Source organism: Endozoicomonas arenosclerae (assembly GCF_001562015.1).
GTDB lineage: Bacteria > Pseudomonadota > Gammaproteobacteria > Pseudomonadales > Endozoicomonadaceae > Endozoicomonas_A > Endozoicomonas_A arenosclerae.
The window spans coordinates 1-25,226 of the sequence record NZ_LASA01000093.1; the positions used below are offsets into that span (position 1 = coordinate 1).

A 25,226-nucleotide genomic window follows, 5' to 3' on the forward strand; every position below is an offset into this window, starting at 1 on the left:
TCTTTACAAGAATATCTCTGTCTGTCAGGCTGTGAATCGTCCTTGCCTTGGCGGGTTATGTCTGAGCTGGCACAGTGTGGGCATTTCACCCCGTCAGGCCAGCGAATCTGGCGTATCTGTTCAAAGCACTTGGCGTTGTCGAGGAGGTCATAAAGTTTCATGACACTTTTGTACAAGAAAACGTCTTCTATTCATAGTCAAATAACTCGTCCTCAACCAGCTCCCCAGAATCCATTAAGAGCCTTGAAAAAAGCGGAAGGTTTGGAAACCTGCTGCAGTCTCGCAGATTGGTAGGTCTGGTGGTAAGCATCCACTCGTTCTGCCCATGAAGCCATCTTTCGTTCCTTGAATAGACGATCATTAAGAATAAAGCTAGTTCATCCGGGCAAAATCATAAAGGGACAAGCAACACTTCAAGAAAGAAGATCTGGCAATCATGTAATGAAAACGATGCTCTGTGGATGCCAACGAATTTACGAATTTATGTAAAATTTTTCGAATGACTTAAACCACCATGCGTATTCCCTGATAGCCTAACCAGGTGCCCAGGAGACATACCAACACACTGCCAACACCATAGGCAAGCGCTGTCAGAAGCTGATCGGACTGAAGTAATCGCATCAAATCCAGAGAGAAAGTGGAAAAGGTAGTGAGAGCCCCCAGGAAACCGGTCATAACAAATATTTTCCAGGCGGGAGGCAACATGGCTTTTTCCACCAGCAAATACCAGCAAACCCCCATGATGATAGAACCCACAACATTGACGGTTAAAGTAGGATAGTGATGCAGGTGAGGATTACGGGTCAGAACAAACAGTTCATAGATAAAGGCCCTGAGTACGGCTCCCAATGCGCCGCCAGCGGCGACGGCAATCCAGTGTGTAGCTTGCATCTCGATTCCTGTTTTTTTCGAGCTCTGCCATCAAAATTAAGACAGACTTCTGAAAACTTGATTGAATAGTTGCAGTCGAAGTGGTTAGATAATCGCCAAGATACCATGTGCTATTGGGTATTAGCAGTAGGAAATACTGCAATGCTTAATTGAATACTGGACAGTTTGCCCCTGACTGCTTCAATGGAGGCAGTTTATGGTATCCCTTCCCACTATCACAATATATTCCTAAAACCCATGAAACATCGTTCAGAAGTCGATATTTTTAATGACCAATGGCATTGCTACCGCTGGATGGTCGACAATAATATTATGGGTCATCAACAGCTGATGCAGCTGGCGGCCGGAAAACTCCGAGATTATTTCACCAATAAAAAAGTACGCCTGCTGGATCTGGGCTGTGGCGACGCTTCAGTGACAGCTGAAATGACCCGGGAACTACCCCTCTCATCCTATACTGCAGTCGATCTTGTAGACTCTGTTTTAAAGATGGCTGAAGAGAATATGACAAGGCCTGGTGTTAAAACACTCTTCAAGCAGAGCAACATCTTCGCCCCTCTGCCGGTTGAAGGTTACTACAATCTGATGTTTAGCAGTTATGCCATTCACCATGGTTCACTTGAGGAAAAACAGGCATTGTTTTCAGAAATGAGAACGAAAGCCGAACCCGGCTGCCTGTTTTTAATGATTGATGCCATTTTGCCCAAAGACCTGAACAGGGAACAATACCTCAAAAGCGTAAACCGCTATTTCAAAAGCCTTCCTGACCTTAATAAAGAGTGGCTCAACTTCGTTCTGGATCATGTCAATCAGTTTGACTTTCCAGAGAGCATCGAACAATTTGAACACATTGGGAAACAGAGCCAGTGGCACCTTATGGAGCACCACTTACTGGAAGGTCTGCCCGACTACCCTGCAGGTCTTTTAGTGTTTCAAGCCCAATAAGCTTACTGCTCGCGCCTGCGCAGTGGGCTTTGCTGATCCCACCCGGATAAACGTTCAAGCTTTTCACGAATCTTGATTTCCAGCCCACGATCGTTGGGCTGGTAATAGTGTCTGGGCTCCATGTTTTCCGGAAAGTAGCACTCGCCGGCAGCATAAGCGTTGGGCTCATCGTGAGCATAACGATACTCAGCGCCATAGCCCAAAGACCCCATAAGTTTGGTGGGAGCATTTCTGAGATGGTTTGGAACTTCAAAGGAAGGATTACCTTTCACGTCGGCCATGGCCGCTTTCCAGGCTAAATAAACCGCATTGCTTTTCGGTGCACAGGCACAATAGACAGTGGCATGAGCCAGAGCCAGCAAACCTTCCGGATTCCCCAACCGCTCAAATGCCTGCCAGGCATTCATGGTGATTTCCAAAGCCCTTGGGTCTGCGTTGCCAATATCCTCACTGGAAATAGCCACCAGCCTGCGAATGATATAAAGCGGATCCGCACCGCCATCCACCATTCTGGCTGCCCAGTAAAGTGCCGCATTAGGATCGGAACCCCTTACCGATTTGTGAAAGGCTGAGATCTGGTCATAAAAAGCATCGCCGCCCTTATCAAAGCGACGACCACTGTCAGCCAGAATTTCAGTTACCGTTGCAGCTTTAACCAGACCCTCTTCACTCAGGTCTGCTGCCACTTCAAGAATATTAAGCACCCTGCGAGCATCGCCATCGCCGTATCGAACCAGAATATCTTCAGCTTCTGGCTCAAGCGTAATATCCGTATCCTTGAAACCACGCTCGTCAGATAAAGCCTGATGAAGAACTTCTCTGAGAGCATCGTCAGTCAGAGGTTTTAACACATAAACCCGAGCCCGGGAGAGCAACGCGTTATTCAGCTCAAAGGAAGGATTTTCTGTGGTCGCGCCAATAAACGTAATTGTGCCGTCTTCAATATGAGGCAGAAAGGCATCCTGCTGGGACTTGTTAAAGCGGTGAACCTCATCCACAAACAGAATGGTTTTGCGCTGGCGGGTCATTTGCTCATCCCGAGCCCTTGCGACTGCAGCTCGAATGTCCTTAACGCCGGCAAGCACCGCAGACAATGTTTCGAAGTGAGCATCACAAACGCCGGCTACCAAACGGGCCAGAGTTGTTTTCCCAACGCCCGGAGGTCCCCAGAAAATCATTGAATGAATGGCACCCTGCTCCAGGGCTTCACGCAGAGGCTTGCCTCGGGCAAGAATATGTTCCTGCCCCAGGTACTCATCCAGATTGCGGGGCCTCATGCGAGCAGCAAGAGGCTCATAGCGGGATGACTCGTCGTCAAACAGACCTGCAGAATACAAAGTTAACCCCGGGTCTCATCAATCACGTCAAAGCCTTTGGGAGGTTTCACATCAAACAGATCATCATTCACCTGCCCGTTTTCTTTCACCTCTGAGAACAGAATTCGGCGCTTGCCACCCAGTGAGTCGCTCAGTTCGATGGAGGTCAACCTACCCTGACGAAAATCTATATCCAGCTTCTCGAACAGATCCGATTCCGCTTTAGGCGTCAGGGTGTATTTCTCATTCCTATCCTTGCTGTACACAGAAACGTTGTACTGCTTCAACAGCTCACGGGCATTGCCGGTCAGCAACTGTGCAGGCGTATTGGCCATGCGGGCATCCTGTTTCTGGATGATCACCTGCTGCAGATCACGATCCACCATCCAGACCTTGCTGCCGTGGGCCACAATTTCCTGCTCATAAGGCTCACTGGTCACCCAACGGAACAGATCAGGACGTTTCATCTGCATCTCACCGGACTCAGTTTGAGTACGACCATCGGAAGAAATAGCATCCTGCTGAAAATGGGCCGTCAGGCTTTTCAGGGATTCCAGCTTTTCAGCCAAAGCCTGCGAGGCTTTTTCATCATTAATGCCTTTGCTGACATCAACACTCTTAACCGGTTGCTCAGTCACCTTGGCCGGTGCAGGCTGATCCGTAGGAGCCGCCATCAGCTGTGAGGAGACACTGAAAGCCGCAGCCATTACAGCCACTTGGGAAATTTTCTTAAACACTCAACTTCAATCCTTCACGGGAGGTGGTGCGATCACCTCACGATTACCATTATGACCTGCCGGGCTTACCACACCGGCTGCTTCCATAGCTTCTATCATACGCGCAGCCCGGTTGTAACCGATCTTTAATTTACGCTGCACTGACGAAATTGAAGCCCTTCGACTTTCGGTCACAAACGCGACGGCCTCATCATACAGGGCATCTTTTTCGGAATCCTCATCCAGCCCGCCGCTGAAAGCACTGCCATCAGATGCCCCTTCAACACCATTAAGCACTTCTTCAACATAATCAGGCTCGCCACGCTTCTTCCAATCTCCCACCACCCGGTGCACTTCATCATCGCTGACAAACGCACCATGAACACGAATGGGAACACTGGTACCCGGCGGCAGGTAAAGCATATCACCATGACCCAGCAGCTGTTCAGCGCCGCCCTGATCAATGATGGTCCGTGAATCGATTTTACTGGATACCTGGAAGCTGATTCGGGTCGGGACGTTGGCCTTGATCAGACCGGTGATAACATCCACCGAAGGTCGCTGTGTCGCCAGAATCAAATGAATACCGGCCGCTCTGGCTTTCTGGGCAATGCGGGCAATCAGCTCTTCCACCTTTTTACCGACAATCATCATCATGTCAGCAAATTCATCCACCACCACGACAATGAACGGCAAAGTTTCAAGCTCAGGTGCAAGATCACCGAGAGTCAGAGCTTCATAGAATGGATCACGCAACGGCTCACCCGCTGCAGCCGCTTCTTTAACCTTCTTGTTGTATCCGGCAATGTTTCGAACACCCAAAGCCGCCATCAGCTTATAGCGACGCTCCATTTCAGCAACGCACCAACGCAGGGCATTGGCCGCTTCTTTCATGTCAGTGACAACCGGTGAAAGTAGATGAGGGATTCCGTCATAGATGGACAGTTCCAGCATCTTCGGATCAATCATGATCAGGCGAACTTCATCAGGACCGGACTTGAACAGCATGGAGAGCAACATGGCATTCACTCCCACTGACTTACCGGAACCTGTGGTACCGGCCACCAGCAAGTGGGGCATTTTTGCCAGATCCACCACCACAGGCTGACCGGCAATATCATGACCAAGAGCAAGACTCAGAGGAGAGCGGGCTTCTTCATACGCTCGGGAAGCAATCAGCTCTGCAAAGAATACCGTTTCCCGGTCATCATTGGGGATCTCTATACCCATCACAGACTTTCCGGGAATAACCTCAACCACCCGGACACTCACTACCGCCAGGGAGCGAGCAAGGTCTCGGGCGAGATTGGATATCTTGCTGGCTTTCACACCGGGAGCAGGTTGAATTTCATAACGGGTGATCACCGGGCCCGGATGCACGGCTACCACTACAGCCTTCACACCAAAGTCCGCCAGTTTGGCTTCCAGCAAACGGGAGACTACTTCCAGATCCTCCGGATTAATACCGTTGCCATGATCCTTGATCTTATCCAGCAGACCCACGCCGGGGAGTTCTCCTTCCGGTAGCACATCAACAGCAGTTTCTTTCTGGGCCGCAGCAATTTTGGTCAGCTTTTTGGGTTTGACGGCAGGCTCAGGTGCAGGCAAAACAACCACAGGTTCCTGACGCTCTGACGGTTTCTCTCGGATCGGTTCCGGCTCAGGCTCTGGTACTATTCGCGCAGCCTCGAAAGATTCTCGATCCAACTCTCTCTGCTCTTTCCAGTGGGCTATTTTTGTCTGAATCGTTTCCAGTAAACCGATGAATCCCTTACCCAATCTGGCCACTGAAACCTTTAACAGCCGCCCACTGGCATCTAAAACCCTGAACCAGGAAAGATGGGTATAAAGCGTGAAGCCAATGAGGAAAATAGCCAGCAAAATCAACGTACTGCCAACAGTATTGAATGCAGGCAGTGATTGTTCCATGATCAACCGACCGAGAATACCGCCGCTTTGTGCAGGCAGTGTGCGGCCTACACCTTCAATGTGAATGGCTGCCAGAGCTGCGCCGGTTGCCAGTGCCAGCAGCAAACCAAGAGAACGAACGACAAACCACCCAGGCTGCCAGTTCCAGTTAGCGTAACGATGCTGGAAGACCAGCACCGTCTTAATCACCAGAATGACTGGAATCCACCAGGCAAAGACACCAAACAGTGAAAACAGTACATCACTGAACCAGGCACCCGCTTTGCCGGTACTGTTGGCCACTTCACCTTCAAAACCAATGTAACTCCAACCCGGGTCGGTTGGACTGTATGAAAAAAGTGCCAATGCCGTGAAAGCAGCCAGCACCAGCAGGAAAAGCATGCCCGCTTCTCTCAATCTCAGAGCCAGTGCCGTGGCCTCTGTAATGCCTTCTACAGAATCTGAACCACGAATACCGGTAATAGCTTTAGGTGCCGGTTTCTCTTTTGCAGCTCGTTTGCGCTTTTTGATGATCGTTTCCGACATTCGACTCCCGTTCAATCTCCAGTCGACTATTCATTCAAGATACACTTTTTCAAGATACCATGCCCCTTGCAGCAGATGCTATGCAAGGTCGTAGCTGTCAAAATCAAGCTCTGAATCAAAGCCCTCTCTCAACAACATTTGTCGTTTACCCAGATCCATCATCAGGGTCACCAGTGTGCCCCCGTTCCCGGTCAGCTCATGATAGCTGTAGGGTCTCAGGACAGGAAAGGGTTTCTCATTGTTATCAAGCAGTTGCCTCATAGTCTTGAGGTTCAGTTCAGGATTATACAGTAGTGCATCCTGAAGTCTTTTGAGGCGTGTCTCAGTACAGGGTTTTGATGCAGTCGGCTGTGCCTGACCGGGCTGAAGATAGTGATTGGTATGTAGGTATACGGCCTGATCAGTAGATTGGAACCAGGGCTGATCAGGTGCCAGTTCTACCGCCAGTGTTTCATGCTCATCAGCCACCATGACGTGGCTGGCCTTCCCTGCCCCATGCTCTTCAATCAGGGAACGGGCTTCCTGAAGAGTCTGGGACTCCAGCAAGGCTCTCAAGAGAATATGCACAGGCAAACCGGTCAGCTTCTGGCTGGCCGGCAGAATATTCAGGCAAACGCCCAGACCGGCAGAGTTCATTCCGATCTTGGCCAGCATACCCGGCTCGGTCATGGTCAGGAATCGATGACCATTCTCCAGTTCAATTTCTGCAAGAGCCAGGTTGCCTTCCAGGGCTTGCGCCCAGTCCCAGTTCTGGCCCACCAGTCCCTGCTTTGGAAAGGCCACGGAAGAACACTCAACCGGTGAAGACATCAACTCGCTGCGAGCATTAATGCAATAGATCCAGAAAGGTTCAACGCCTGCAGCAGCTGCAATGGCATCCATTTCCTCTTTATAATGGGGTCTGAATGACAGGACTTTCTGCATCAGCAGATCAACATGAGACTCCAGTCTCTCCCTGTTCTTTAAAAAACGTGACCGGTAATAATCCAGCACTTCGCTGATTTCGTTGCGCATCCCTTCGCCATGGATGTGCCCCCGGTTTTTAGCTGATCCACTTAGCACCAGTTTTTTCATCGATATGAGTCCCGAAATGTCCCGATTCAGTAACAACCAACTGCTCAGTGGGCTTCTGTTGACGCTGCTGGTATCCGTTCTTGTGCCGGTTTCCGTGGAAGATAACACAATAGGCGGTCAAATTTTCTCACTTCTCATTATTGCCTCATTGATGACGGTTCTGGCAAGGCTCACTGAGAAGAGAATGAAAGTGCGTCGTTGGCTTCAAGCAACAGGCTTTACTCTGCTGGGCATTCGCATCCTGATCAGTCTGGGGCACACTCCAGGCTGGGCCGATACCGCCAGCCTATTACTGGTCATACTGTTTCAGATGGCTTTGATGGTGTTGTTAATGGGGCATCTGTTTTCAGATGAGACTCTGGATGAAAAACTGCTCGCCGCGATCAACTTTTACTTTTTAACCGGGATCACTTTCGGGTTTATCTACACCCTGCTGAATCTGATTCTTCCCGGGGCTTTTGACTTTCCCAGTCATGGCGCTTACGACTGGCCCGATTTCATCTATTTCAGCTTTATCAACTTGACCACACTGGGTTATGGCGACATTACACCGGTCGCCTCAATCGCCAAAAGTCTGGTCGTGATTGAAGCGGCCATTGGAGTTCTGAGCCCTACCATTATGATTTCAAGGTTTGTTCGTCCCGCTATCTGACAGGCACTGGATGACTGGCAACCTGTCGGCCAAGCCTCAAATAAAGCTCTGAGTTTTCAAGATTCTTGATAAACCGGGGTGGGATAGCCGAAACACCGGTCATAGCGCCTAACAGAGCACCGGTCAGTGCAGCCCTGGCCATATTATTTCCGCCGCCATTCGCTGCTGAGAGCATACCCATTTCAAAATCGTTGGGGAAACGGTGAATCAGGTAGTAGGCTGCTGGCAACAAATGTGTCAGCTGGCAATCTGTGCCATAGACATGGCTGATATAGAGCGGTGGCTCAACTCTGACTTTATCGGGGTGCCAGGCAATGGAACCATTACTGACCGTGAATGTGTTGTCGTAACCGCCAATAAGGGGTTTGATGACCGGATTCTGCAACAGACCTATCAGGTGATCCCTCATTTCAGGCAACTGAATCCCTTTAATAAGAGCCTGCAGCGTCATGGCGTACACCACCTGATTCTGGCGAATGAAGTCATTTTTGAAGAGGGGCTTCATGAGCCGATCTGCTTCAATCGCCAGTGTTTCAGCGTCTTCATATATCAACGCCAATATGATAGCCAGCTGTGCTCCATCTGAAGTATCTGAAGCGGTGGCCATGGCTGGATCATTCCAGGCTACTCCTTTTTGACGGCTGGCCCAGAGGCTTTTGATAATGGACTCGGTGTAACGTCCCGAATACGATTCACCATTGAGGGTTTTGAAGAACTCATCAAGCCGACGGTGAAAATCATTTTCATCATACCGACCCTGTGCTGCAACAGATTCTAACAACAGGGTGAAAATCTGCCCGGTCTGGGAAACATCACCTGCCCTGACCCCCTGCTCATGACGGAAGCGGCTGATCTGGGCAAAGCTGTGACTGCCATCAGGGGTCGGATTCTGGTAACTGTCTACCCAGGGACCATAGTCTTTATGCAACTCATCAAGGTTGTAATACCAGTGAATGCCCAGTCCCATGGCATCGCCCGCCAGGTAACCCATGATGGCCCCCATTACCCGCTTTTCCCTGGAAATATCTGCGGGGAAGTGTTTGACCGGTTTGTATGAACTCATGGAAGTGCTCCCGCTATCTGAAGGGCTTTTGGCAGAAGGGGCATGACAGGCAATCAGCCCCAATGCCAGCAAAACAATCAGTAGGCTTTTGACTCTTGCAGCTTGGAACATGCTCAACACTCTCATTATCGTAAACTGCAGCAAGCATAGAAGATAACTCAAACCTCACAATTTTCAGGGTAAGCCCCTATGTCAAAATACTCAGCAAAGAGTATCTTTCGATCTTAAGTGTTACGCTCGAATTCAAGGATCACCCATGACAACTTCTGTACACGGTCGCAAGTTACTGAACCTGATGGAAACTCTGCCACAACCTCTGGCAAAAGAAACGCTTCTGGAACAGATGGCTGAAAACTTTGGCACTGAAGCGGCCTTTCACACTTGCTCCCAGCAGAACCTGACAGCTGAATCCCTGGTTGAGCTGTTTTTGAAGAAAGGAAAACTGGTTGAAAATCAGGAAGGTATCACCGCTTCCGGATGTTCTTGCAAGGGACACTGAGTCAAATCAATCTTCCCTTCCCATAACCAGACTCTGCAAAGAGTCTGGTCAATACCCATATATCTCAATAATAAAAGCGGCTATGACTTCCACTTCATGCTTGACATAAAGGCATGAGGTTATAATCTGGAGGCATGACTTGGCTTACAAGTCATAAACGAATTGGTCAGTTGCTTTAATGGTTGATGTTAACGATTTGATTCAGTGACTGTTCAATTTATAAAACCAGAATATTCAGGAAGTGATTCCTAAACAGCCATGGGCCCATTCAAAAAGCCATGCGCTATTGAAACAGTCTTTCATCAGCTATGAGAAAAAGAGTGTTTCAAGGTAATCCGTTACCCGGGGATTCAAGTCTTACTTCTGAGAATCGTAGAAACAGCTTTTTAATCATCCGTATGATTGCAATGTTTCCTGATCGATAGCCCTGTGCGTGATAAGCCTGAATTTAAATAATGACGCTGTCCGATACCTGTAGCCATGAACGGCGATGCCATCAGGTCAACAGTCAGCCTTGAGATATTTGGAGACCTTTTTACCATGCAACAGAATAAACTGTTTGTAGGTAACCTTCCTTTCAACAGCAACGAAAGCGACCTGCAGGAAGCCTTTGAGCAATTTGGCGAAATTGACGAGATTCGCGTCATTACTGACAGGGATACGGGCCGCTCCCGAGGCTTTGCATTCATCACCTTTGCAGAAAGTGATGATGCAAATTCAGCATTAACCATGGACGGTAAAGAAATGAATGGCAGAGCCCTGCGCGTTAACTTTGCAACTGAACGCACTGGAGGCAAACGCCGCAATTAACAGCCACCCAAATACAATCCCTGAGTTTACATAAGCTACTGATTCTTTATCTGATTTAAAAATCAGTTACCTTCAGATGGGTTAATAAGCAACCCAGGGCAGCCTGACCTTTAAATTCAGGCAAGTACTTTTCAGCATCCCTGCTGACAACGATACCCGGAGTTATTTTTTCTCCAGATTTTTCTTCATCATTTCCTGCTGAAGTTTCATCTGATCCATCTGCATCTTTTGCAGTTCCTGCTGATTCATTTGCTGCTGCATTTGCATTTGTTGTTGCTGCTGAAGCTGCATCTGTTGCTGGAAGGCACTGGGATCACGGAAATCAGGAATAGGCACTCTGGACTGGCCCGCACAGTTTTTATCCTGAGCCAAACCTAACAGGTAGTTGTATCGTTGACGATAGGCATCAATTTCAATCTGTTCAGCCTGACTCAGATCCATAAAGAACCAAGGTACTAAGAAGAAAACCCCCGCCACACCTAAAGCGACATTCTTACCGGTTTTATCCGTCTTGGGCATCAGCCTGCTGATTTCCCCCTCGATGAACATCATCTCGCCTTCAAGCGCTGCACAGGAGCGATTGATATCCCCGTACTGTCGTACAGCTATCGGATGAGCATCTCTTCCTGCACAACCTGTCTGTAAAAGAGTCAGCATCAGGAGAAAGGCTCCTGCAATTTGGTTTCTACTGTTTATAAACATAATCCCGTCTGAACACTCTAAAAACTCAGGTATAGCGTAGACCAACAACACGGCTGTATGTTCACTGTTCACCTTAAAAATTAACTTTATATTCACTTTTAAAATTCAGCGTTCCCTTACAGAAACCGAATATCAGAAAACCAGAATCACGCCTTTCAAAACCTCATCCATGACCATTTCTGCCGATACAAATCTAACTTGCCTCCCCAATGGATCACTGGATAACCTGATGAATAAAAAATATGTGCTGCCCCTGCTTCTGACATTTTCAACCACCCTGTTCGCTAACCAGAAACCGACCGAAAGCATTCAGCCGGAGATCACCGACGAATCTCCCATGCCTCTGGTTTCTGCAGCCGTTCGTTATGGCATGATGGCTGACGCCTACCTCAGCAGCCCAAGCGGAATGGTGACGGAAGGGTATCGTTTTCAATTGAGAAGCCTCTACCTTTCCTATCTGAAAGAGATGCTGGCAGAACCGGGCAACACAGTAGAAAAAATTAACGATGCATTGCTCTCTGACTGGATGATGAGACTGGGCCGTGAGGGAATAGGGCCCGAAACGCTGGTCAGCATTAAAGAAGGCATGCAGGACAAACTGTCCGAGTGGAGTCAGAAAAGTTTGTCAGGACAGATCACCCCTTTCCTGGAATCCACTGAAATCATGCCAAAGCTGGAACAACAGATTCGAGCCTGTAAAAAAATGACGCCTCAGCCATCCAGCGATCCGGCCAAACGTCGGTCCTGTCATCAGGCAGAATCACTGACCCGGGTTGAGTCCAGCACCATGATTGATCCTAATCTACTCAAAAATGCCATGCTGAAACTGATCCCCTCTTACGCCCAGGGATTGATTGACGTTTCCAGCCGTCCTTACTACCGGGCCTTCCTGACTTCACGGGAAGACTTTGAAGAGAGCCTCAGCGCTTTACTGGGCCAGGGTTACACTGCACGACAACTGGCCGAGATTCTGGAGTTTGCCGGCGTTGATTACCCCGAGGTGTTTGACAGCCTTTATTACCATGCTCTCAGGAATGACAAGAGCATCCATGAGTCAGCCATTACCCAGAAGTAAAAATCTTGCCCCAGATAGCAGGGAACTTATCACTTTCCCTGCTATCTAACCTCTATTGAGTCCCGCAGTCCAATGTACATGGAGGTATAGAATGCAGGGCATTGGTGATCCTCACAGTGGTATTCCACTTCCTTCCCGGCAGCCAGTCCCGCGGAAGCAGAGTGACCTCAGTAACACCAACACAGCGACAGATCAGCGTCGAGGGCAGCCCTTTACCCAGATCATCCACTGAGTTATCTTCCATAGCCACTGTTAATCTCACACCAGAACAGAGAACACGCTGGCAGCTACTGAATCAGTTGCACCAGCCCATGAGTCGAGACTGTGAGCTATTATCGCCCCTCGCTATTGCAGGTGTTCCCCCGGAAAAAATCTTCATGTCGTCAGACGATGAAATGACGACCGACGACGAAAGCCAAAACGCATGCTTGCGAAGAGCCTCCCAAACAGTACGACCAGCCCCAACTCTGGTTAGAGAATATGAGGCCAAAGCAGAGAAAATACCCTGGGACGATGGAGTGGATTTCAATGATCCTTTGTTTGAGGATCGTGATCACTTCAACACTTATTGCCTTGATCAGCTTTGCGAACAAACGGATGAGAAAAAATCCTGCCTTGTCATGCTGGGCAAAGGTTTACCCGGCTATGAGCCAAGTGAAGAAGAAGTAGACGATCAAAAAAGGTCGATCTGGGACCGCGTCCGTGCTGGCGAACACTCAGCCATGAAAATTTATGCCGTGGTTCTGATGCACAAAAATCCGGACTTTAACTTTTCCAAGCTGGCTGGGCGTATCAGCCAATTACTGAAAAAAGGAGGTAAACCCGCCATTGGTGCCGATGAGGTAGAGTGCTGGTTTTTTAAAGGGACGGTGCCTGAGCTCTATGCCTTGGGAACAGTCTTTGACTCCTATGTTGTCAGGCTCAAAAGCTTGGCTGATCAGAAATCAAAAGAAGGCCGAAATGCAACCTACTGGCTAGTCAGGTTACTTCGCCTTAGAAATAACAAAATGGGGAATATCACAGGGGCCTTAAATCGGAAGTCTAACCCCATTGCCAACCCTTTTGGTGGTCCCTGGACTCAGTTTCACATTGAAAATATGCTGGGAACATCTGTCTCAGATCTGATCGAACAGATGTCCAGAGCGGACGCCCATAACTCCAGGCCCGGGCAAAAAATTCTGGCCATGGCGGACGAAGGTAATCAGGAGGCTCTAACAGCCTTCATTGAGTATTACAGATATCAAAAACATCTGCTTAACAGAGACATTGCCGGTAAGCTCCGAAATAAAGTTACTGTTCCCGGACTGATACCCAGCAGCCAGGACTGGCACTCACATATGATTGAACAGCATCTGATGGGTCAAGAGATTACTCTCGAAGCACCGGATTGGTACACAAGCTATGTTGAAAGCGCTAAACGAATCAAGCACACCGGTAATCAGGCTGATAAGCAGATTGAAAAACTTATGCTCCTCCCCAGCATGCAGTCCGATGCAGCCAGGGCCAAATTGAAAGGCCATCTGGATTCAGATTCTGAGGAGGAAGAGATTCAGGTCGTTCAAAAACGGAAAAGAGTGAGGAGAGCCCGAAAATCTAAAGTCTCACTTCCAAAAGAGCTGAAGCTCTCCATACCGTTAACTACCCCCGGACTGGAAAGGTTCTCTCTACCATCTCCAATGGAGAGCGAACTCAATTACCCCATTATGGAACATGATGCTCTTATCGAACTGGCTCTGGCAGGTGATGAGTTAGCTATAGCTGAGCGCATCAATCGCCTGGCTCCATTCGGTATCAGCGACCGGCAAATCATTGCACAGCTGATCAAAGAAGAGATTCTGCCTGTAGAAGGTCTATGGAGTCAGAAGCTACTTAAACATTACCGTTCACTGTCCGGACGATAAGAATTTATTTTATTCTCACTTCAAGGCAGCCATAAGAAAAAGAGCCGTGCTTATAAAAGTCACGGCTCTTTCTTTAGAAGGTCAGCAGTTTATTTCTTAATCGAAACTGACTTTATAGAGGAGAGAGTAAGTCACAGGCAATACAATCAAGGTCAGAACCGTCGCAAAGCCAAGACCAAAGATGATGGTCACCGCCATTGAGCTGAAGAAAGCATCAAACACCAGAGGAATCATACCCAGCATGGTAGTCAGTGCAGCCATGCAGACCGGACGCACTCTACTGACAGAGGCATCAACAATCGATTTGGCAAGATTGCCGGTTTTCTCTTCCTCAATATTGATCTGCTCAACCAGCACAATACCATTCTTGATCAGCATTCCGGAAAGACTCAACAGTCCCAACAGCGCCGTAAAAGTAAACGGCATGTTCAGAGCCAGTAGTCCGGCTGAAACACCAATAACACCCAGAGGAACAGTAAACCAGATAGCCAGTGGCTGACGGATAGTACTGAACAGGAATACCGTGATGATAAACATGATCAGATAACCCATGGGCAGGGACTTGAAGACATTACCCTGCGCCTCACTGGACATCTCATGTTCACCACCCCACTCCAGACTGTAGCCATCAGGCAGTGGCATGGATTCGATTTTCTCTTTCAGTTTCAGGCGAACGGACTCCGGCGTTTCATCGGTAAACGGTTGAGCATCAGCCATCACTGTCAGCACACGCTTCAGATTACGACGAACAATCAACGGATTTTCAGTTTCCGATTCAAAACGGCTCACCACTTGTGCTACCGGTACAAAGGCATTGCGCTCCTGACTCCAGACCTGAAGCTCAGTCAGAGTATTTGCATTCAAACGCTCTTCTTCAGGCGCTCTCGCCATGATGGGCAACAAATGACTGCCATCTCTGTAAACACCGACCTGTTTACCGGTGAAGTTCACCAGTAATGCATCGTCCAGTGCCTGCTTGGAAATACCACTTCTGCGTGCAGCAGCTTCATCGATTTGTGGTCGGGCAATGGTGACCTGTTCTCGCCAGGATTGTCGGACGTCAACTGCAGAAGGTTCCTCTTCCATAATGGCTGAAGCCTTGGCACCTAACTCCCTGAGCACTGCAGGATCGGATCCATAGAATCTGGCTTCTATATTGGCAGCGGGTGAAGGGCCGTTCTGAAGCAGCTTGAACTTGAACTCAATGCCAGGGTATTTGGCATTCATGGCCGCTTCCATTGGACCTAAAAGCTCTTTGATACGATCCCTTTCATCCACTTCAATAATCAGCTGTCCATAACTGCTGTAACTTTTCTCAGGCGCATAAGTCAGAATAAAACGCTGGGCACCCATTCCCATCACCGAAGTGACATTCTTAACGCCCTCATAAGCCATGGCATCCTGTTCAAGATGCTTGATCGTTTTCTCAGTTTCACGGATGTCAGTCCCTTCCTGCATCCATACATCTACAAAAAAGATTGGAGTATTGGAAGGTGGGAAGAAAGCCTGTTTGACATGGCCAAAGCCAACAATGGCCAGTACCAGAGCAGCCACTGTCAGCACCAGAGAAAGGACTCTATGCTTAAGCGCTTTACTCAAAAAAGCTCGGTAGAAGGAGAACAGTGCGCCTTTATAAGGATCAGCCTCTGAACCTACCATAGCTTCTGTGGGTTCCTTGAACATCAGGTAACAGAAGAAAGGCGTCAGGGTAATAGCCAGCACCCAACTGATCATCAGCGACAGCAGGAGTACCTGAAACAGGGACACCATAAAGTCACCGGTTGAATCCGGAGACAGACCTATCGGTGCAAACGCAATAATCGCAATGACTGTTGCACCCAACAGTGGCCATTGATTCTGAATGACGACTTGCTTGATGGCCTCCATTCTGGAGAGGCCTCGTTGTAAACCTACCAGAACCCCTTCCGTGACAACGATGGCATTATCCACGAGCATGCCCAGCGCAATGATCAAGGCGCCGAGAGAGATCAATTGCAACTCGACACCCAGAACATTCATACCGATGAAAGTACCCAGGATGGTCAGCAGCAGAATACCTCCCATAAGCAGGCCGGAACGCAGACCCATAGCAAACAGCAGCACTACAATCACGATCGCAATGGCTTCCGCCAGACTGATCAGAAAGCCATTGACAGAAGCTCGCACAACTTCGGGCTGATCATAGACAACGTTGAAATCGATACCCACCGGACGACTGGATTCCAACTCGGCCAGTCGGGCATTCACCGCTTCACCGACATCAACCACATTGACGCCTTTGGCAAAGGAAATCCCGAGTGAAATAGCCTTTTCGCCATTGCTGCGATAAAGGTTCATCGGGGTGTCGTCAAAAGTGCTATGAATATCGGCAATATCACCGAGATAGATCAGCTCGCTGGTACCGGGCGTACTGATAACCAGCTGTTTCAGCTCACTGATATCCTTAAACTCACCGGTAGGATGAATCCTTACAGAAAAGCCATCAATAAACATATCGCCCGCATTAGAGACCACATTCTGGTTCTGAATCAGGCCATAAATCCAGGCTGGATCAACACCCAGAGCCGCCACTTTGGACTGGGAAATCTCAATAACCACCTGTTCATCAACGGTGCCGGCAAGACTGACTTTCTTGACCCCATCCACCAGGGACAGCTCCCTGCGCAGAAAGTCACCATAGTTTTCCAGTTCACGGTAATTGAAGTCGCTGCCACTGATATTCAGCATGATGCCAAAGACATCACTGAAATCATCATTGACGATAGAAGGCAAAACACCCGGCGGCATAGACGACTGTGCATCGTTAACTTTACGACGCAGCTCATCCCAGATTTGCGGCTGATCTTCAGCGGTAAACTCATCTTTGAGCTCTACCATGATCTGGGAAACACCGGCACTGGATAATGAATCAATATTTTTGACGTATTCCAGTTCTTGAATCGCCCGTTCCAGCGGCAGTGTGACTTCTTCTTCAACCTGCTGGGGAGAAGCTCCGGGATATACAGTATTGACCATAGCCTGAGGGATGGGAAACTCCGGGAACTCCAGTTGCCCAAGACCAAAAAAAGAAATCGTACCGCCAATCAGCAGCAGAACGACAAACATCCAGCTGATGACTTTGTTGCGTATTGAATACTCCGCAATATTCATGCTCACAGCCCCCGCTCACGCTGCAGTGGCTTGACCTTCATACCTGGACGCAGGCGATTAACTCCTGCAGACACTATGCGCTGACCTTCCTCAAGGCCCGACGTCACCTCAACACCTGACTGCAGGATTGAGCCAATGGTCACCTCAACAGGCTTTACCGTCTTGTCCTGTTCATCAAAGATCCAGACCTGTTCTTTTCCTGTACTGTCATCTTTCAGAACTGCAGACAGTGGTACTACAAAATGCTGCCCACTGTTTTCTCTGGGTGACACTTTGGACAGATCCAGAGTCAGGGTAGCGCCCATACCGGGATACACAGTCAGGTCTTCAGGAATAGGCAAAGTAAATACCACCTGATAGGACTGAGTGCCCGGAGTCACTTTTGTGGAATGCTCCTTGTAGCTGACCTTGTATTCCATGGAAGGCCTTCCAGCAAAGGTGACTACTGGCTGGTAGTCATAATCCACATCGTCTTCACGAACATTAGAGACAATGCTCTCGGGCACCTGAATCTGAACATCCAGGGTGTTGCTGCCCTGAAGAATCAGAATGGCCTGCTGGGCCTGAACAAACTGATAGTTTTCAACCAGTGTCTGAGCTACACGACCATCAAAGGGTGCTTGCAGGACGGTGTATCTCAATTTGTCCCTGGCCAGTTTAAGGGCTGCATCGGCGGATCTCAGTTTGGCATTGGAATTATCCAGCTCAGACTGAGAGACCACTTTTTTGGCACGCAGTGATTTGATCCGATTGTTTTCTGCTTCTGCCAGATCAAAGTCGGCCTGACGGGCAGCCAGCTCATTGCGAATATCACGGTCATCCAGTTTTGCCAGCAGTTGCCCTTTTTTTACTTCTTCTGCCTGCTTGACCGGGAACTTAACCAACTCACCCGGAATACGGAAAGAGATCTCAGCCTCTTCACTGGCATAGACCTTGGCAGGAAACTGTCTTAAGTTACCGGCATTGGAATCTTCAACCTGAAACAGTTTTACAGGACGCACGACTTCTTTTTTTTCTTCCTGAGGTTGTGAACACCCTGATAGCACCATAGCAACAGCGATCACAGACCCCAGCAATAACCGGGACTGGCCCCGGACCTTTATTCTTTTCAAAGCCCTGTCTGTCTGTAGACTGAACGGCGACTTCATAAATCTTCTCCCTCTCAGGCCGGGTATGCCCGAATTACCGAATAATATTCGCAAAATATTCTAAAAAATCCCCGGCAACCGGGGATTCGATGTGTTTTAGGCGCCTGCTTCGAGCGTTGTATAATTGCTCACTGCTTCAGCCAGCTGACTAAGGCGGGCTCTGGAGACTGCAGAATCTAGATTCCAGCCTGCCAGATAACGTTGAATGTTCGCCAAGTGTAGATCAACTCCGTCGTCTTCTCGAAAATCCGCATTGAAGACACCAAAACCTGACTCCTTGATTTGATACAGACCGCTGGATAATCCCCACAAACCCATCATGAGTTCAGCCACCGACTGGTCAGAAACCTTCTCAAAACCATTTTCCGAAAGGGCCTGACGCACCAGGGTTTTCAGCTGGCTATCGATGTAATCACCCAGTTCATTCATGGCGTTACTTCGGTTTGAAGAAGCTCGCTGCCAGACACTGGGGTTCATCGCTAACTGACTGAGGGCGAAATGCTCGGGCCGATCCTGATTGATCTGCCACATACAGAGCGAGATCATAACCATCTTCTCGAGCGAAACCAGATCTGCATCAAGTATACGATGAAGCACCTGGATTTTTTGTCGGGTTAGAAAATAGGCACACCCCAGAAGCAGGTCTTCCTTACTGGAGAAGTGAGAATAAATGGCCCCCATGGAACATTCTGCGGCCTGGGCTACATCGGACATTCGCAGGTCGAGAAAACTTTTCTCTTCCAGCAGGAGTAGCGTGGCAGCAACGATCTCAGACTCTCTCTGTATGCGTTTCTGCTGTCTGGACATATCAATACAAGCACTTGGAAATAGATGCGAATATTATTCGTTTTTCTACAACTGATACAAGCTATTTTTCCGGTTGAATCTACGTAGACTTCTTATTGAAGGAGCTGGCAATAGCAGTTGCTGAGAGGGTTTCGAATCTGTAGTGTCTCGCTCAATTCTATTAAAGACTGGATGAGACGATGGCTCTCAAGGCAACCATTTTCAAAACCGAGCTGCAGATAGCAGACATGGATCGGCACTATTATCAGAATCACTCACTGACCATTGCCCGTCACCCCTCAGAAAACGACGAGAGGATGATGATCAGGGTCTTGGCCTTCACCCTGTTTGCCGATGAGCAGCTCTCTTTCACCAAAGGCTTAAGCACTGACGACGAACCCGATCTCTGGCTTAAGAATTACAGCGATGAAATAGAACTCTGGATCGACCTGGGTCAACCCGATGAGAAAAGAATCCGCAAAGCTTGCGGCCGGGCACAATCGGTTGTACTGATAAATTACGGAGGCAGGACATCGAACAGCTGGTGGGAACAGATGTCAGGCAAACTGGATCGCTTTCAGAACCTGAAAGTTCTGAATCTACCAGAAGACTCAAGCAAGGCTCTGGCAGAACTGGCTGCACGAAACATGCAGATCAGCGCCAGTATCCAGGACGGCCACATCATGATCAGTGATGAGCGACACAGCCTGGATATCACCCTGGAAAAGAGAAAAGATTAGAAGCAATTAGTGGGTCTGGGCAAGCCTGCAATACGAGCCGCGAGTTTTGCCGGACTCCCGGGAAACAGTTTCATGAGATAGATACTGTTTCCCTTATCTTTGCCCAGCTGGTTGGCCACGTATTTAACAAAGGGTCTCTGGCTGGGAGCATGCTCAAACTTCTGATAATACTCCCTCAGCAGATTCAACACCTCCCAATGATCATCCCTCAGAACAAGATCATCTTCAGCCGCCAACTGGTGAGCCACTTCAGGACTCCAGTCGCTGAGATTGACCAGGTAACCGTCTTTATCGAGTTTCAAATCCTTCATGCCCTAAAACCAGCTCACCACTTTATCGTTGGTCTCAGTTAATTCGACAAAACCTTGATAATCAATCATATCAATGTCCAGGTTATCCCTGTTTGTCATGCCTCGAGCCAGAACATCTGCATCAAGTACATGAACCGCCACATGCCTGAGCAGTTCTGACAATACGTCCCCGGCTTCATAAAGTGCGTAAACGCCCTCTTCCAGTAGAAGCACGCTGTCACCTGCATTCAATGCTCTCAGACAGAGCTCCAGAGGTTGACCGGTTTTATTGACTGTATGAAGAGTAGCCATCAGAAACTCAATACCTTGTCCTGTTGAGCCAGAAAAGATGCCACAGCATCCCCTTCCAGCAGGGTATACAGAGGCAGCAGCTGCTCAGGGGCAATACCGCGCTCACCCAGCGATTCGCCATCGATATAGACGGTTTCAATGCCATAGAGTTCTAGAGACTGAAACATTGAAGCGATATTTTTCCTGCCCAGCTGATCCGGAGACTGCCCTTCAAGAACCTGGTAAACCCCATCACCCATCAGTAACAGACTGGTAGGAATCTCATAGGAGGCAGAGACCAGCGCGGCATCCAGTGCTTCTTTGGCAAACTGCCCTCGATAGGGAGCCTGAGTCGAAATAATACAAATGGATTGACTCATGCTTAATCTCCAAACGTCACAAAACGATCCGCTTCAACCGTTGCCTCAAGCAACTGCCCCAGACCAGAAAGTTCATAACCTTCTCTAAGATTACTGCCGGGCAACTCATATCTCTGGGCCTCCTCTGCATTCACTACTCCCCTCCTAAGGGCAGCTGCTATACAGACAACCGCATCAATATTGTGTTCTTTGACCAGATTTTGCCACTGCTCCGGAAGATTCTGTTCATCCTGGGGAGGTGAGATCAGACCGGAAGCATTGTGCACGCCGTCTTGATAAAAAAAGACGCGAATTATTTCATGACCAGAAGCCAGCAAGGCCCGGGCAAATGAAAGTGCTGTCTGTGAGGACTGCCCACCCGTACCGGCAGCACCATAGACAGCCAGTGCATATTTCATTCGTAGACTCCGATCTGGAAAATTCTCATTAAGTACATCCTACTCAATCGCTTTAGCCAACAACACTTTTCATAACAGGTTCTTCTTTCTCAGAGCTCTTCAGACTTTCTGGATACAGGATTATCATCAGGAAAATACTCGTTTATGAGGTCACCGGTATGATCCCAGCAATCCGGTGTACTGGGCCCTGATACAGCAGTCCCTATGTAGTATGTAGAACGTTTACCCTGAAGGGCATTGAAATCCCGGTAAAAACCACTGCGAATGTCATCTACTTCTACATAGGGGCCGAAGGGAGAGTGATTATGAAACTCTATAAAGTCTATGAACTTGACCGGGGAACCCCCAAACTTCAAATGTTCAATGTCGGCCTTTATGCGCTGCCTTACGTCTTCATCGGAAAGCGATAAGTCGTCAGCACCAAATAACACATTATAATGATCCGCCAAAGGCATGGGTAGCACAGCATAAATTCCCGGGAATTTAGCAGCCTTTATCATGTTCTTGGTATTAACATTGAAAACACCTTCATCACCCTTGAGACCTTTAGCCTTTACAACCGCTGTCCAGTAACCTCTGGCTTTGAATTTACTCAGAAGCAACCTCTCCTGCTCATTAAGGTCAAGTACACCTTCGAACGTTTCCAGCAGCGGAGGTGCCGAAACAAACAAATACTTACAGCTATAGCTCTGCGGTTGATCATTATGAACCGTCTCTACCAGCACGGGCTCATCGGGAACTCTTTTTACCGTTTGAACCTGAGTATTTACGAAAACCGACTGCTGCCCAGTGAGCTTGGCTATTTCCTTTGACATGGCCGGGTAAATCGCATCGACGCCTTCCACTGGCGTCTGAAAGTTATTCCATAGAATGGAGGAAGCCACACGATGAGTTATGTTCTTTAAAACATACAGCATGGGAACACTTTCAATTGCGCCATAACCTTGCAGATAATGAATCAAAGGCGTAAAGCCAATATCTATCTTCTTTTTCCTTAGAAAATCCCCAAGATTCAGTAATAAATCTTCTGGCACAGGGTCTGGCAGATGAGTCCCTGATTTCAGCATGAAAGAGAATGTGTACCCCGAGTAATACCAGTAGTACAAAAGAGACATCATCGTGGACCAATAACCAGGCTCTTCATAGTCTGATAAAAGACCGGTTTCAAAGTCAACGTACCGTCTTTTCAAATCAACGATGGATGCACGCTTCAACTTTTGCCCAAAACGATCAAACACCTCTTTAATGCGCTCACTATCAGGAAAAATCCTGACTCCCAGATCATAAACAAAAGCTCCATCATCTGGACGGTATGTCTGGGCATGCCCGCCTAATCGACCGGTTTTCTCCAGAACAGCCACTGAGTAATGTTTATCCGCCATTTTCAGTGCTGCGTACATCCCAGAAGCACCGCCTCCAATGATACAGACATCCCTGGGGATCTCCTCTCCATAACTCATGGAGCAAAGGATACAGCCAAAAGCCAGCATGAAATTCAGAAGACCAGAAAAGCCATTAAACATCTGAGGACTCCTACGGCGTAGAAAGAGAGCCCTTCAGTTTAGTTCTGAAATTAATAACCACTTATCATTTTGAGTTTTCAGCAGGTAAAAAAATACCCCGGAGCCATAGGCTGCGGGGTATTTTTCGTGTTTGCTGATGATCAGTCGTCAGACATAATGCCCAGCAGGGAAAGCAATGAAACAAACAGGTTGTAGATATTCAGGTACAGAGATACGGTAGCGCGAATATAGTTGGTCTCACCACCATGGATGATACGGCTGGTATCAAACAGGATAAAACCTGACATCAGTAATACGATACCCGCAGACAGAGCCATGGACGCAGCCGGGATCTGGAAGAAGATCAGCGCAATGCTGGCAATCACGGCCACAATCAGGCCAACCATCAGGAAACCACCCATAAAGGAGAAATCCTTACGGGAGATCAGGGCATAGGCAGAAAGTGCAAAGAACACGACTGCAGTACCACCCAGAGCCTGCATAACCAGAGATGGGCCATTGGCCAGAGCCAGATAGTAATTAAGCATTGGGCCCAGAGCTGCACCCAGCACACCGGTAAAGGCAAAAACAGCTACCAGCCCTTTGGCTGAATCAGCGGTTTTGTTGACTACGAAAATCAGACCGAAGCCCACCAGGCTCAGCACCATAGCTGTAATACGGCTGATTTCCAGAACCATGGCAACACCAGCAGTCATGGCGCTGAACAGCAGGGTCATGCCCAGCAACATATAGGTGTTGCGCAGTACACTGTTGATTTCAATGCCGGAGCCGACCTGTGTCGACCTTGACGCTACGGCGGCGGATTTACGTTCCATCTTTTATTCCTCGCATTTGGGCTTATATAGGGAGTATACCAGAGCTGAAGACACCGGCTATATCCAGAACCTCTTTTTACAAGATCCCGATAATACCAGAATGGTTGTTACTAAAACGTAACAACGGTCTCTTATTCAGTATTAGTCTGACAGAAAAATTACGGGTCGAGATATATCCTTTTGTTTTCAAGGGTTTGACAGATGATCGTTTTCAGGTAATATTCATCCCCGTTGTCGCGGAGGGATGGCTGAGCGGTTGAAAGCACTGGTCTTGAAAACCAGCGTGGGTTAATAGCCCACCCAGGGTTCGAATCCCTGTCCCTCCGCCATTTTTCAATGGTATATTCCATATTGAGTCTCAGTAACCCCACAGTTATTGTGGTGTTATTCCCTGCGGAGGGATGGCTGAGCGGTTGAAAGCACTGGTCTTGAAAACCAGCGTAGGTTAATAGCCTACCCAGGGTTCGAATCCCTGTCCCTCCGCCATTTCTTCTCTATATTACTCCCTTTTAAAGCCTCGCCTGCAAGCTCTAACTCTTATTATTCTCACCCTCCAACCTCAAAAACCAAACTGTAAATCACCTCTCAATACGCCAAATATCTTTTCCCCCATAAAGCAGATATCTCAATCACACATTCAGCCTAATTAAACACACCCCCAGCACTTCCGGACATAAAAAAAGGCAACATCCGAAGATATTGCCTTTTTGTTCCACATAAAGTGAAACGATCAAGCTACATTAACTGCAGCTCAGTCCTTACAGAGGACGGATGTTTTCTGCCTGAGGACCTTTCTGGCCCTGAGTAACAGTAAACTCAACACGCTGGCCTTCAGCCAGAGTCTTGAAGCCATCACCAACGATCTGACGGAAGTGGGCAAACACGTCAGGACCGTTTTCCTGAGCGATGAAACCAAAACCTTTCTCTTCGTTGAACCACTTAACAGTACCGGTAGTAGTAGACATAATCGTATCCTAATATTTTTAACAAAAGTTTTGCCTGTTATAGGCGGTAAAGCTAGAAGTTTTGTTACCCGTTATGAAGAACGAAAGAGCTACTACACTCGGAACGTTTGAATCTATACATAAACAATGAAACGCACTTTTAACGTGCCGCTATTATACACAAGCTTTTCTCAGAGAGAATGGGTATTTTATATCGATTTACAGTAATTAACACAACTCCTAATATTCAGAACATCCATTTTTACGCATATCAAAGCAAAAATGATCATCACAGAGCTGTCATCAATACCCATATCCCCTACTGCTCTAAGGCTTTCAATGCCTCAGACACCTGCCAGCCAGAGACTCCGGACTGCCCACTCATACTGACACCTGTTTTGAGTTGCAAAAAGTCCCTAGCAGCCTGTCGGACTTGAACCCATAAACGCAGTTCAAGTAATTTCAGACTCTGACTATTCCGGAGAGAACTTATAAAACCCTCTCCGGCGCATTACATTTTCAACTTGTCCTTATGATTTTTCTCACTCTTGGCCTCAGATCAGCCCAATAGTGCCACAGATAAGTCGCCAACAAGACCAGTTCCAACCACTGCTCTTCATTCACTTGTTTCAGGCTGAACATCCGCCTCAAGTTATACGCAAG

26 protein-coding genes and 2 tRNA genes are annotated in these 25,226 nt (G+C 48.2%); 9 read left to right on the plus strand and 19 right to left on the minus strand.

Going from position 1 to position 25,226, the window contains the following annotated elements; genetic code table 11:
* The 3 genes from WG89_RS32940 to crcB form a co-directional block, all read right to left on the minus strand.
* The coding region (locus WG89_RS32940; protein WP_172806691.1) for a transposase at positions 1–161 on the minus strand (161 nt) is incomplete at its 3' end.
* Between the two features lie 51 nt (positions 162–212).
* Positions 213–335, minus strand: a complete 123-nt coding sequence (locus WG89_RS32725; RefSeq protein WP_281177702.1) for a hypothetical protein — start codon at positions 333–335, stop codon at positions 213–215.
* 169 nt (positions 336–504) lie between these two features.
* Positions 505–891, minus strand: a complete 387-nt coding sequence (gene crcB / locus WG89_RS14965) for a fluoride efflux transporter CrcB (RefSeq protein WP_062267526.1) — start codon at positions 889–891, stop codon at positions 505–507.
* A 237-nt stretch (positions 892–1,128) separates the two neighbouring features.
* Here crcB and WG89_RS14970 point away from each other — a divergent pair, with 237 nt between their 5' ends.
* Positions 1,129–1,836: a class I SAM-dependent methyltransferase gene (locus tag WG89_RS14970; protein ID WP_172806825.1), complete on the plus strand. Its 708-nt coding sequence runs from the start codon at positions 1,129–1,131 to the stop codon at positions 1,834–1,836.
* A gap of 2 nt (positions 1,837–1,838) precedes the next feature.
* Here the strand turns inward: WG89_RS14970 and WG89_RS14975 are convergent, their stop codons facing one another.
* The 4 genes from WG89_RS14975 to WG89_RS14990 all read right to left on the minus strand — a co-directional run bounded on the left by WG89_RS14975 (position 1,839) and on the right by WG89_RS14990 (position 7,396).
* Positions 1,839–3,113, minus strand: coding sequence for a replication-associated recombination protein A (locus tag WG89_RS14975; RefSeq protein ID WP_062267570.1), 1,275 nt, complete (start codon positions 3,111–3,113; stop codon positions 1,839–1,841).
* Between the two features lie 62 nt (positions 3,114–3,175).
* Positions 3,176–3,889, minus strand: coding sequence for an outer membrane lipoprotein periplasmic chaperone LolA (gene lolA / locus WG89_RS14980; protein ID WP_062267531.1), 714 nt, complete (start codon positions 3,887–3,889; stop codon positions 3,176–3,178).
* A 6-nt stretch (positions 3,890–3,895) separates the two neighbouring features.
* Positions 3,896–6,322, minus strand: a complete 2,427-nt coding sequence (locus tag WG89_RS14985) for a DNA translocase FtsK (protein ID WP_079253856.1) — start codon at positions 6,320–6,322, stop codon at positions 3,896–3,898.
* A gap of 78 nt (positions 6,323–6,400) precedes the next feature.
* Positions 6,401–7,396 (minus strand): C45 family autoproteolytic acyltransferase/hydrolase, encoded by a 996-nt coding sequence (locus WG89_RS14990; protein ID WP_062267533.1) that lies wholly within the window; start codon positions 7,394–7,396, stop codon positions 6,401–6,403.
* Positions 7,397–7,400: 4 nt separating this feature from the next.
* On the opposite strand from WG89_RS14990, the gene WG89_RS14995 reads away from it, so the two are divergent.
* Positions 7,401–8,048, plus strand: a complete 648-nt coding sequence (locus WG89_RS14995; RefSeq protein ID WP_172806826.1) for a potassium channel family protein — start codon at positions 7,401–7,403, stop codon at positions 8,046–8,048.
* Here the strand turns inward: WG89_RS14995 and WG89_RS15000 are convergent.
* Positions 8,041–9,222 (minus strand): ADP-ribosylglycohydrolase family protein, encoded by a 1,182-nt coding sequence (locus WG89_RS15000; RefSeq protein ID WP_062267536.1) that lies wholly within the window; start codon positions 9,220–9,222, stop codon positions 8,041–8,043. The genes WG89_RS14995 and WG89_RS15000 overlap by 8 nt on opposite strands.
* 145 nt (positions 9,223–9,367) lie before the next feature.
* On the opposite strand from WG89_RS15000, the gene WG89_RS15005 reads away from it, so the two are divergent.
* A complete protein-coding gene (locus tag WG89_RS15005) occupies positions 9,368–9,610 on the plus strand; it encodes a YecH family metal-binding protein (RefSeq protein ID WP_062267538.1) in 243 nt (80 codons plus the stop codon).
* Between the two features lie 540 nt (positions 9,611–10,150).
* The gene (locus WG89_RS15010; RefSeq protein ID WP_062267574.1) at positions 10,151–10,420 is read left to right on the plus strand and encodes an RNA recognition motif domain-containing protein; all 270 of its coding nucleotides are present in this window, start codon (positions 10,151–10,153) and stop codon (positions 10,418–10,420) included.
* A 162-nt stretch (positions 10,421–10,582) separates the two neighbouring features.
* On the opposite strand, the gene WG89_RS15015 is transcribed toward WG89_RS15010, so the two are convergent.
* Positions 10,583–11,077 carry a hypothetical protein gene (locus WG89_RS15015; protein WP_153301613.1) on the minus strand — a complete coding sequence of 165 codons (495 nt, stop codon included), beginning with the start codon at positions 11,075–11,077 and terminating at the stop codon, positions 10,583–10,585.
* Between the two features lie 274 nt (positions 11,078–11,351).
* Between WG89_RS15015 and WG89_RS15020 the strand changes: the two genes are divergently transcribed.
* Together WG89_RS15020 and WG89_RS15025 are read left to right on the plus strand one after the other, a co-directional pair.
* The gene (locus WG89_RS15020) at positions 11,352–12,197 is read left to right on the plus strand and encodes a hypothetical protein (RefSeq protein ID WP_153301614.1); all 846 of its coding nucleotides are present in this window, start codon (positions 11,352–11,354) and stop codon (positions 12,195–12,197) included.
* A gap of 161 nt (positions 12,198–12,358) precedes the next feature.
* Positions 12,359–14,098: a hypothetical protein gene (locus WG89_RS15025; RefSeq protein WP_153301615.1), complete on the plus strand. Its 1,740-nt coding sequence runs from the start codon at positions 12,359–12,361 to the stop codon at positions 14,096–14,098.
* A gap of 96 nt (positions 14,099–14,194) precedes the next feature.
* On the opposite strand, the gene WG89_RS15030 is transcribed toward WG89_RS15025, so the two are convergent.
* The 3 genes from WG89_RS15030 to WG89_RS15040 form a co-directional block, all read right to left on the minus strand.
* Positions 14,195–17,248 (minus strand): efflux RND transporter permease subunit, encoded by a 3,054-nt coding sequence (locus tag WG89_RS15030; protein WP_062267547.1) that lies wholly within the window; start codon positions 17,246–17,248, stop codon positions 14,195–14,197.
* Between the two features lie 2 nt (positions 17,249–17,250).
* On the minus strand, positions 17,251–18,396 hold the full coding sequence (locus WG89_RS15035; protein ID WP_062267549.1) for an efflux RND transporter periplasmic adaptor subunit: 1,146 nt from the start codon (positions 18,394–18,396) through the stop codon (positions 17,251–17,253).
* Between the two features lie 96 nt (positions 18,397–18,492).
* Positions 18,493–19,203 (minus strand): TetR/AcrR family transcriptional regulator, encoded by a 711-nt coding sequence (locus tag WG89_RS15040; RefSeq protein ID WP_062267551.1) that lies wholly within the window; start codon positions 19,201–19,203, stop codon positions 18,493–18,495.
* A gap of 179 nt (positions 19,204–19,382) precedes the next feature.
* Here WG89_RS15040 and WG89_RS15045 point away from each other — a divergent pair, with 179 nt between their 5' ends.
* On the plus strand, positions 19,383–19,922 hold the full coding sequence (locus WG89_RS15045; RefSeq protein WP_062267554.1) for a YaeQ family protein: 540 nt from the start codon (positions 19,383–19,385) through the stop codon (positions 19,920–19,922).
* Here the strand turns inward: WG89_RS15045 and WG89_RS15050 are convergent.
* The 6 genes from WG89_RS15050 to WG89_RS15075 form a co-directional block, all read right to left on the minus strand.
* A complete protein-coding gene (locus WG89_RS15050; RefSeq protein WP_062267555.1) occupies positions 19,919–20,233 on the minus strand; it encodes a TusE/DsrC/DsvC family sulfur relay protein in 315 nt (104 codons plus the stop codon). The two genes, WG89_RS15045 and WG89_RS15050, sit on opposite strands and share 4 nt — an antisense overlap.
* A 3-nt stretch (positions 20,234–20,236) precedes the next feature.
* The gene (gene tusB / locus WG89_RS15055) at positions 20,237–20,524 is read right to left on the minus strand and encodes a sulfurtransferase complex subunit TusB (protein WP_062267557.1); all 288 of its coding nucleotides are present in this window, start codon (positions 20,522–20,524) and stop codon (positions 20,237–20,239) included.
* The gene (tusC, locus tag WG89_RS15060; RefSeq protein WP_062267559.1) at positions 20,524–20,883 is read right to left on the minus strand and encodes a sulfurtransferase complex subunit TusC; all 360 of its coding nucleotides are present in this window, start codon (positions 20,881–20,883) and stop codon (positions 20,524–20,526) included. The genes tusB and tusC overlap by 1 nt, the downstream gene beginning before the upstream one ends.
* 2 nt (positions 20,884–20,885) lie before the next feature.
* The gene (gene tusD, locus WG89_RS15065; protein WP_062267561.1) at positions 20,886–21,281 is read right to left on the minus strand and encodes a sulfurtransferase complex subunit TusD; all 396 of its coding nucleotides are present in this window, start codon (positions 21,279–21,281) and stop codon (positions 20,886–20,888) included.
* Positions 21,282–21,370: 89 nt separating this feature from the next.
* Positions 21,371–22,804: an NAD(P)-binding protein gene (locus tag WG89_RS15070; RefSeq protein WP_062267563.1), complete on the minus strand. Its 1,434-nt coding sequence runs from the start codon at positions 22,802–22,804 to the stop codon at positions 21,371–21,373.
* Between the two features lie 140 nt (positions 22,805–22,944).
* Positions 22,945–23,619 carry a Bax inhibitor-1/YccA family protein gene (locus tag WG89_RS15075; RefSeq protein ID WP_062267565.1) on the minus strand — a complete coding sequence of 225 codons (675 nt, stop codon included), beginning with the start codon at positions 23,617–23,619 and terminating at the stop codon, positions 22,945–22,947.
* A gap of 238 nt (positions 23,620–23,857) precedes the next feature.
* Here WG89_RS15075 and WG89_RS15080 point away from each other — a divergent pair.
* A tRNA-Ser gene (locus WG89_RS15080) sits at positions 23,858–23,948 on the plus strand.
* A 66-nt stretch (positions 23,949–24,014) separates the two neighbouring features.
* Positions 24,015–24,105, plus strand: a tRNA-Ser gene (locus tag WG89_RS15085).
* Between the two features lie 272 nt (positions 24,106–24,377).
* On the opposite strand, the gene cspE is transcribed toward WG89_RS15085, so the two are convergent.
* Complete coding sequence (gene cspE, locus WG89_RS15090) at positions 24,378–24,584, minus strand: transcription antiterminator/RNA stability regulator CspE (RefSeq protein WP_062267567.1); 207 nt, start codon at positions 24,582–24,584, stop codon at positions 24,378–24,380.
* Between the last annotated feature and the right edge of the window lie 642 nt (positions 24,585–25,226).

Bases quoted from the DNA above. Each gene is read 5' to 3' on its own strand.
- WG89_RS15010 (WP_062267574.1), top strand. From the start codon at position 10,151: ATGCAACAGAATAAACTGTTTGTAGGTAACCTTCCTTTCAACAGCAAC.
- WG89_RS15040 (WP_062267551.1), bottom strand. From the start codon at position 19,203: ATGTCCAGACAGCAGAAACGCATACAGAGAGAGTCTGAGATCGTTGCT.
- WG89_RS15035 (WP_062267549.1), bottom strand. From the start codon at position 18,396: ATGAAGTCGCCGTTCAGTCTACAGACAGACAGGGCTTTGAAAAGAATA.
- WG89_RS15015 (WP_153301613.1), bottom strand. From the start codon at position 11,077: ATGCTGACTCTTTTACAGACAGGTTGTGCAGGAAGAGATGCTCATCCG.
- WG89_RS15030 (WP_062267547.1), bottom strand. From the start codon at position 17,248: ATGAATATTGCGGAGTATTCAATACGCAACAAAGTCATCAGCTGGATG.
- WG89_RS14995 (WP_172806826.1), top strand. From the start codon at position 7,401: ATGAGTCCCGAAATGTCCCGATTCAGTAACAACCAACTGCTCAGTGGG.
- WG89_RS15070 (WP_062267563.1), bottom strand. From the start codon at position 22,804: ATGTTTAATGGCTTTTCTGGTCTTCTGAATTTCATGCTGGCTTTTGGC.
- crcB (WP_062267526.1), bottom strand. From the start codon at position 891: ATGCAAGCTACACACTGGATTGCCGTCGCCGCTGGCGGCGCATTGGGA.
- tusC (WP_062267559.1), bottom strand. From the start codon at position 20,883: ATGAGTCAATCCATTTGTATTATTTCGACTCAGGCTCCCTATCGAGGG.
- tusD (WP_062267561.1), bottom strand. From the start codon at position 21,281: ATGAAATATGCACTGGCTGTCTATGGTGCTGCCGGTACGGGTGGGCAG.
- tusB (WP_062267557.1), bottom strand. From the start codon at position 20,524: ATGGCTACTCTTCATACAGTCAATAAAACCGGTCAACCTCTGGAGCTC.
- WG89_RS14990 (WP_062267533.1), bottom strand. From the start codon at position 7,396: ATGAAAAAACTGGTGCTAAGTGGATCAGCTAAAAACCGGGGGCACATC.
- WG89_RS15045 (WP_062267554.1), top strand. From the start codon at position 19,383: ATGGCTCTCAAGGCAACCATTTTCAAAACCGAGCTGCAGATAGCAGAC.
- WG89_RS15050 (WP_062267555.1), bottom strand. From the start codon at position 20,233: ATGAAGGATTTGAAACTCGATAAAGACGGTTACCTGGTCAATCTCAGC.
- WG89_RS14970 (WP_172806825.1), top strand. From the start codon at position 1,129: ATGAAACATCGTTCAGAAGTCGATATTTTTAATGACCAATGGCATTGC.
- cspE (WP_062267567.1), bottom strand. From the start codon at position 24,584: ATGTCTACTACTACCGGTACTGTTAAGTGGTTCAACGAAGAGAAAGGT.
- WG89_RS15075 (WP_062267565.1), bottom strand. From the start codon at position 23,619: ATGGAACGTAAATCCGCCGCCGTAGCGTCAAGGTCGACACAGGTCGGC.
- WG89_RS32725 (WP_281177702.1), bottom strand. From the start codon at position 335: ATGGCTTCATGGGCAGAACGAGTGGATGCTTACCACCAGACCTACCAA.
- WG89_RS15000 (WP_062267536.1), bottom strand. From the start codon at position 9,222: ATGTTCCAAGCTGCAAGAGTCAAAAGCCTACTGATTGTTTTGCTGGCA.
- WG89_RS14985 (WP_079253856.1), bottom strand. From the start codon at position 6,322: ATGTCGGAAACGATCATCAAAAAGCGCAAACGAGCTGCAAAAGAGAAA.
- WG89_RS14975 (WP_062267570.1), bottom strand. From the start codon at position 3,113: ATGAGGCCCCGCAATCTGGATGAGTACCTGGGGCAGGAACATATTCTT.
- WG89_RS15005 (WP_062267538.1), top strand. From the start codon at position 9,368: ATGACAACTTCTGTACACGGTCGCAAGTTACTGAACCTGATGGAAACT.
- WG89_RS15020 (WP_153301614.1), top strand. From the start codon at position 11,352: ATGAATAAAAAATATGTGCTGCCCCTGCTTCTGACATTTTCAACCACC.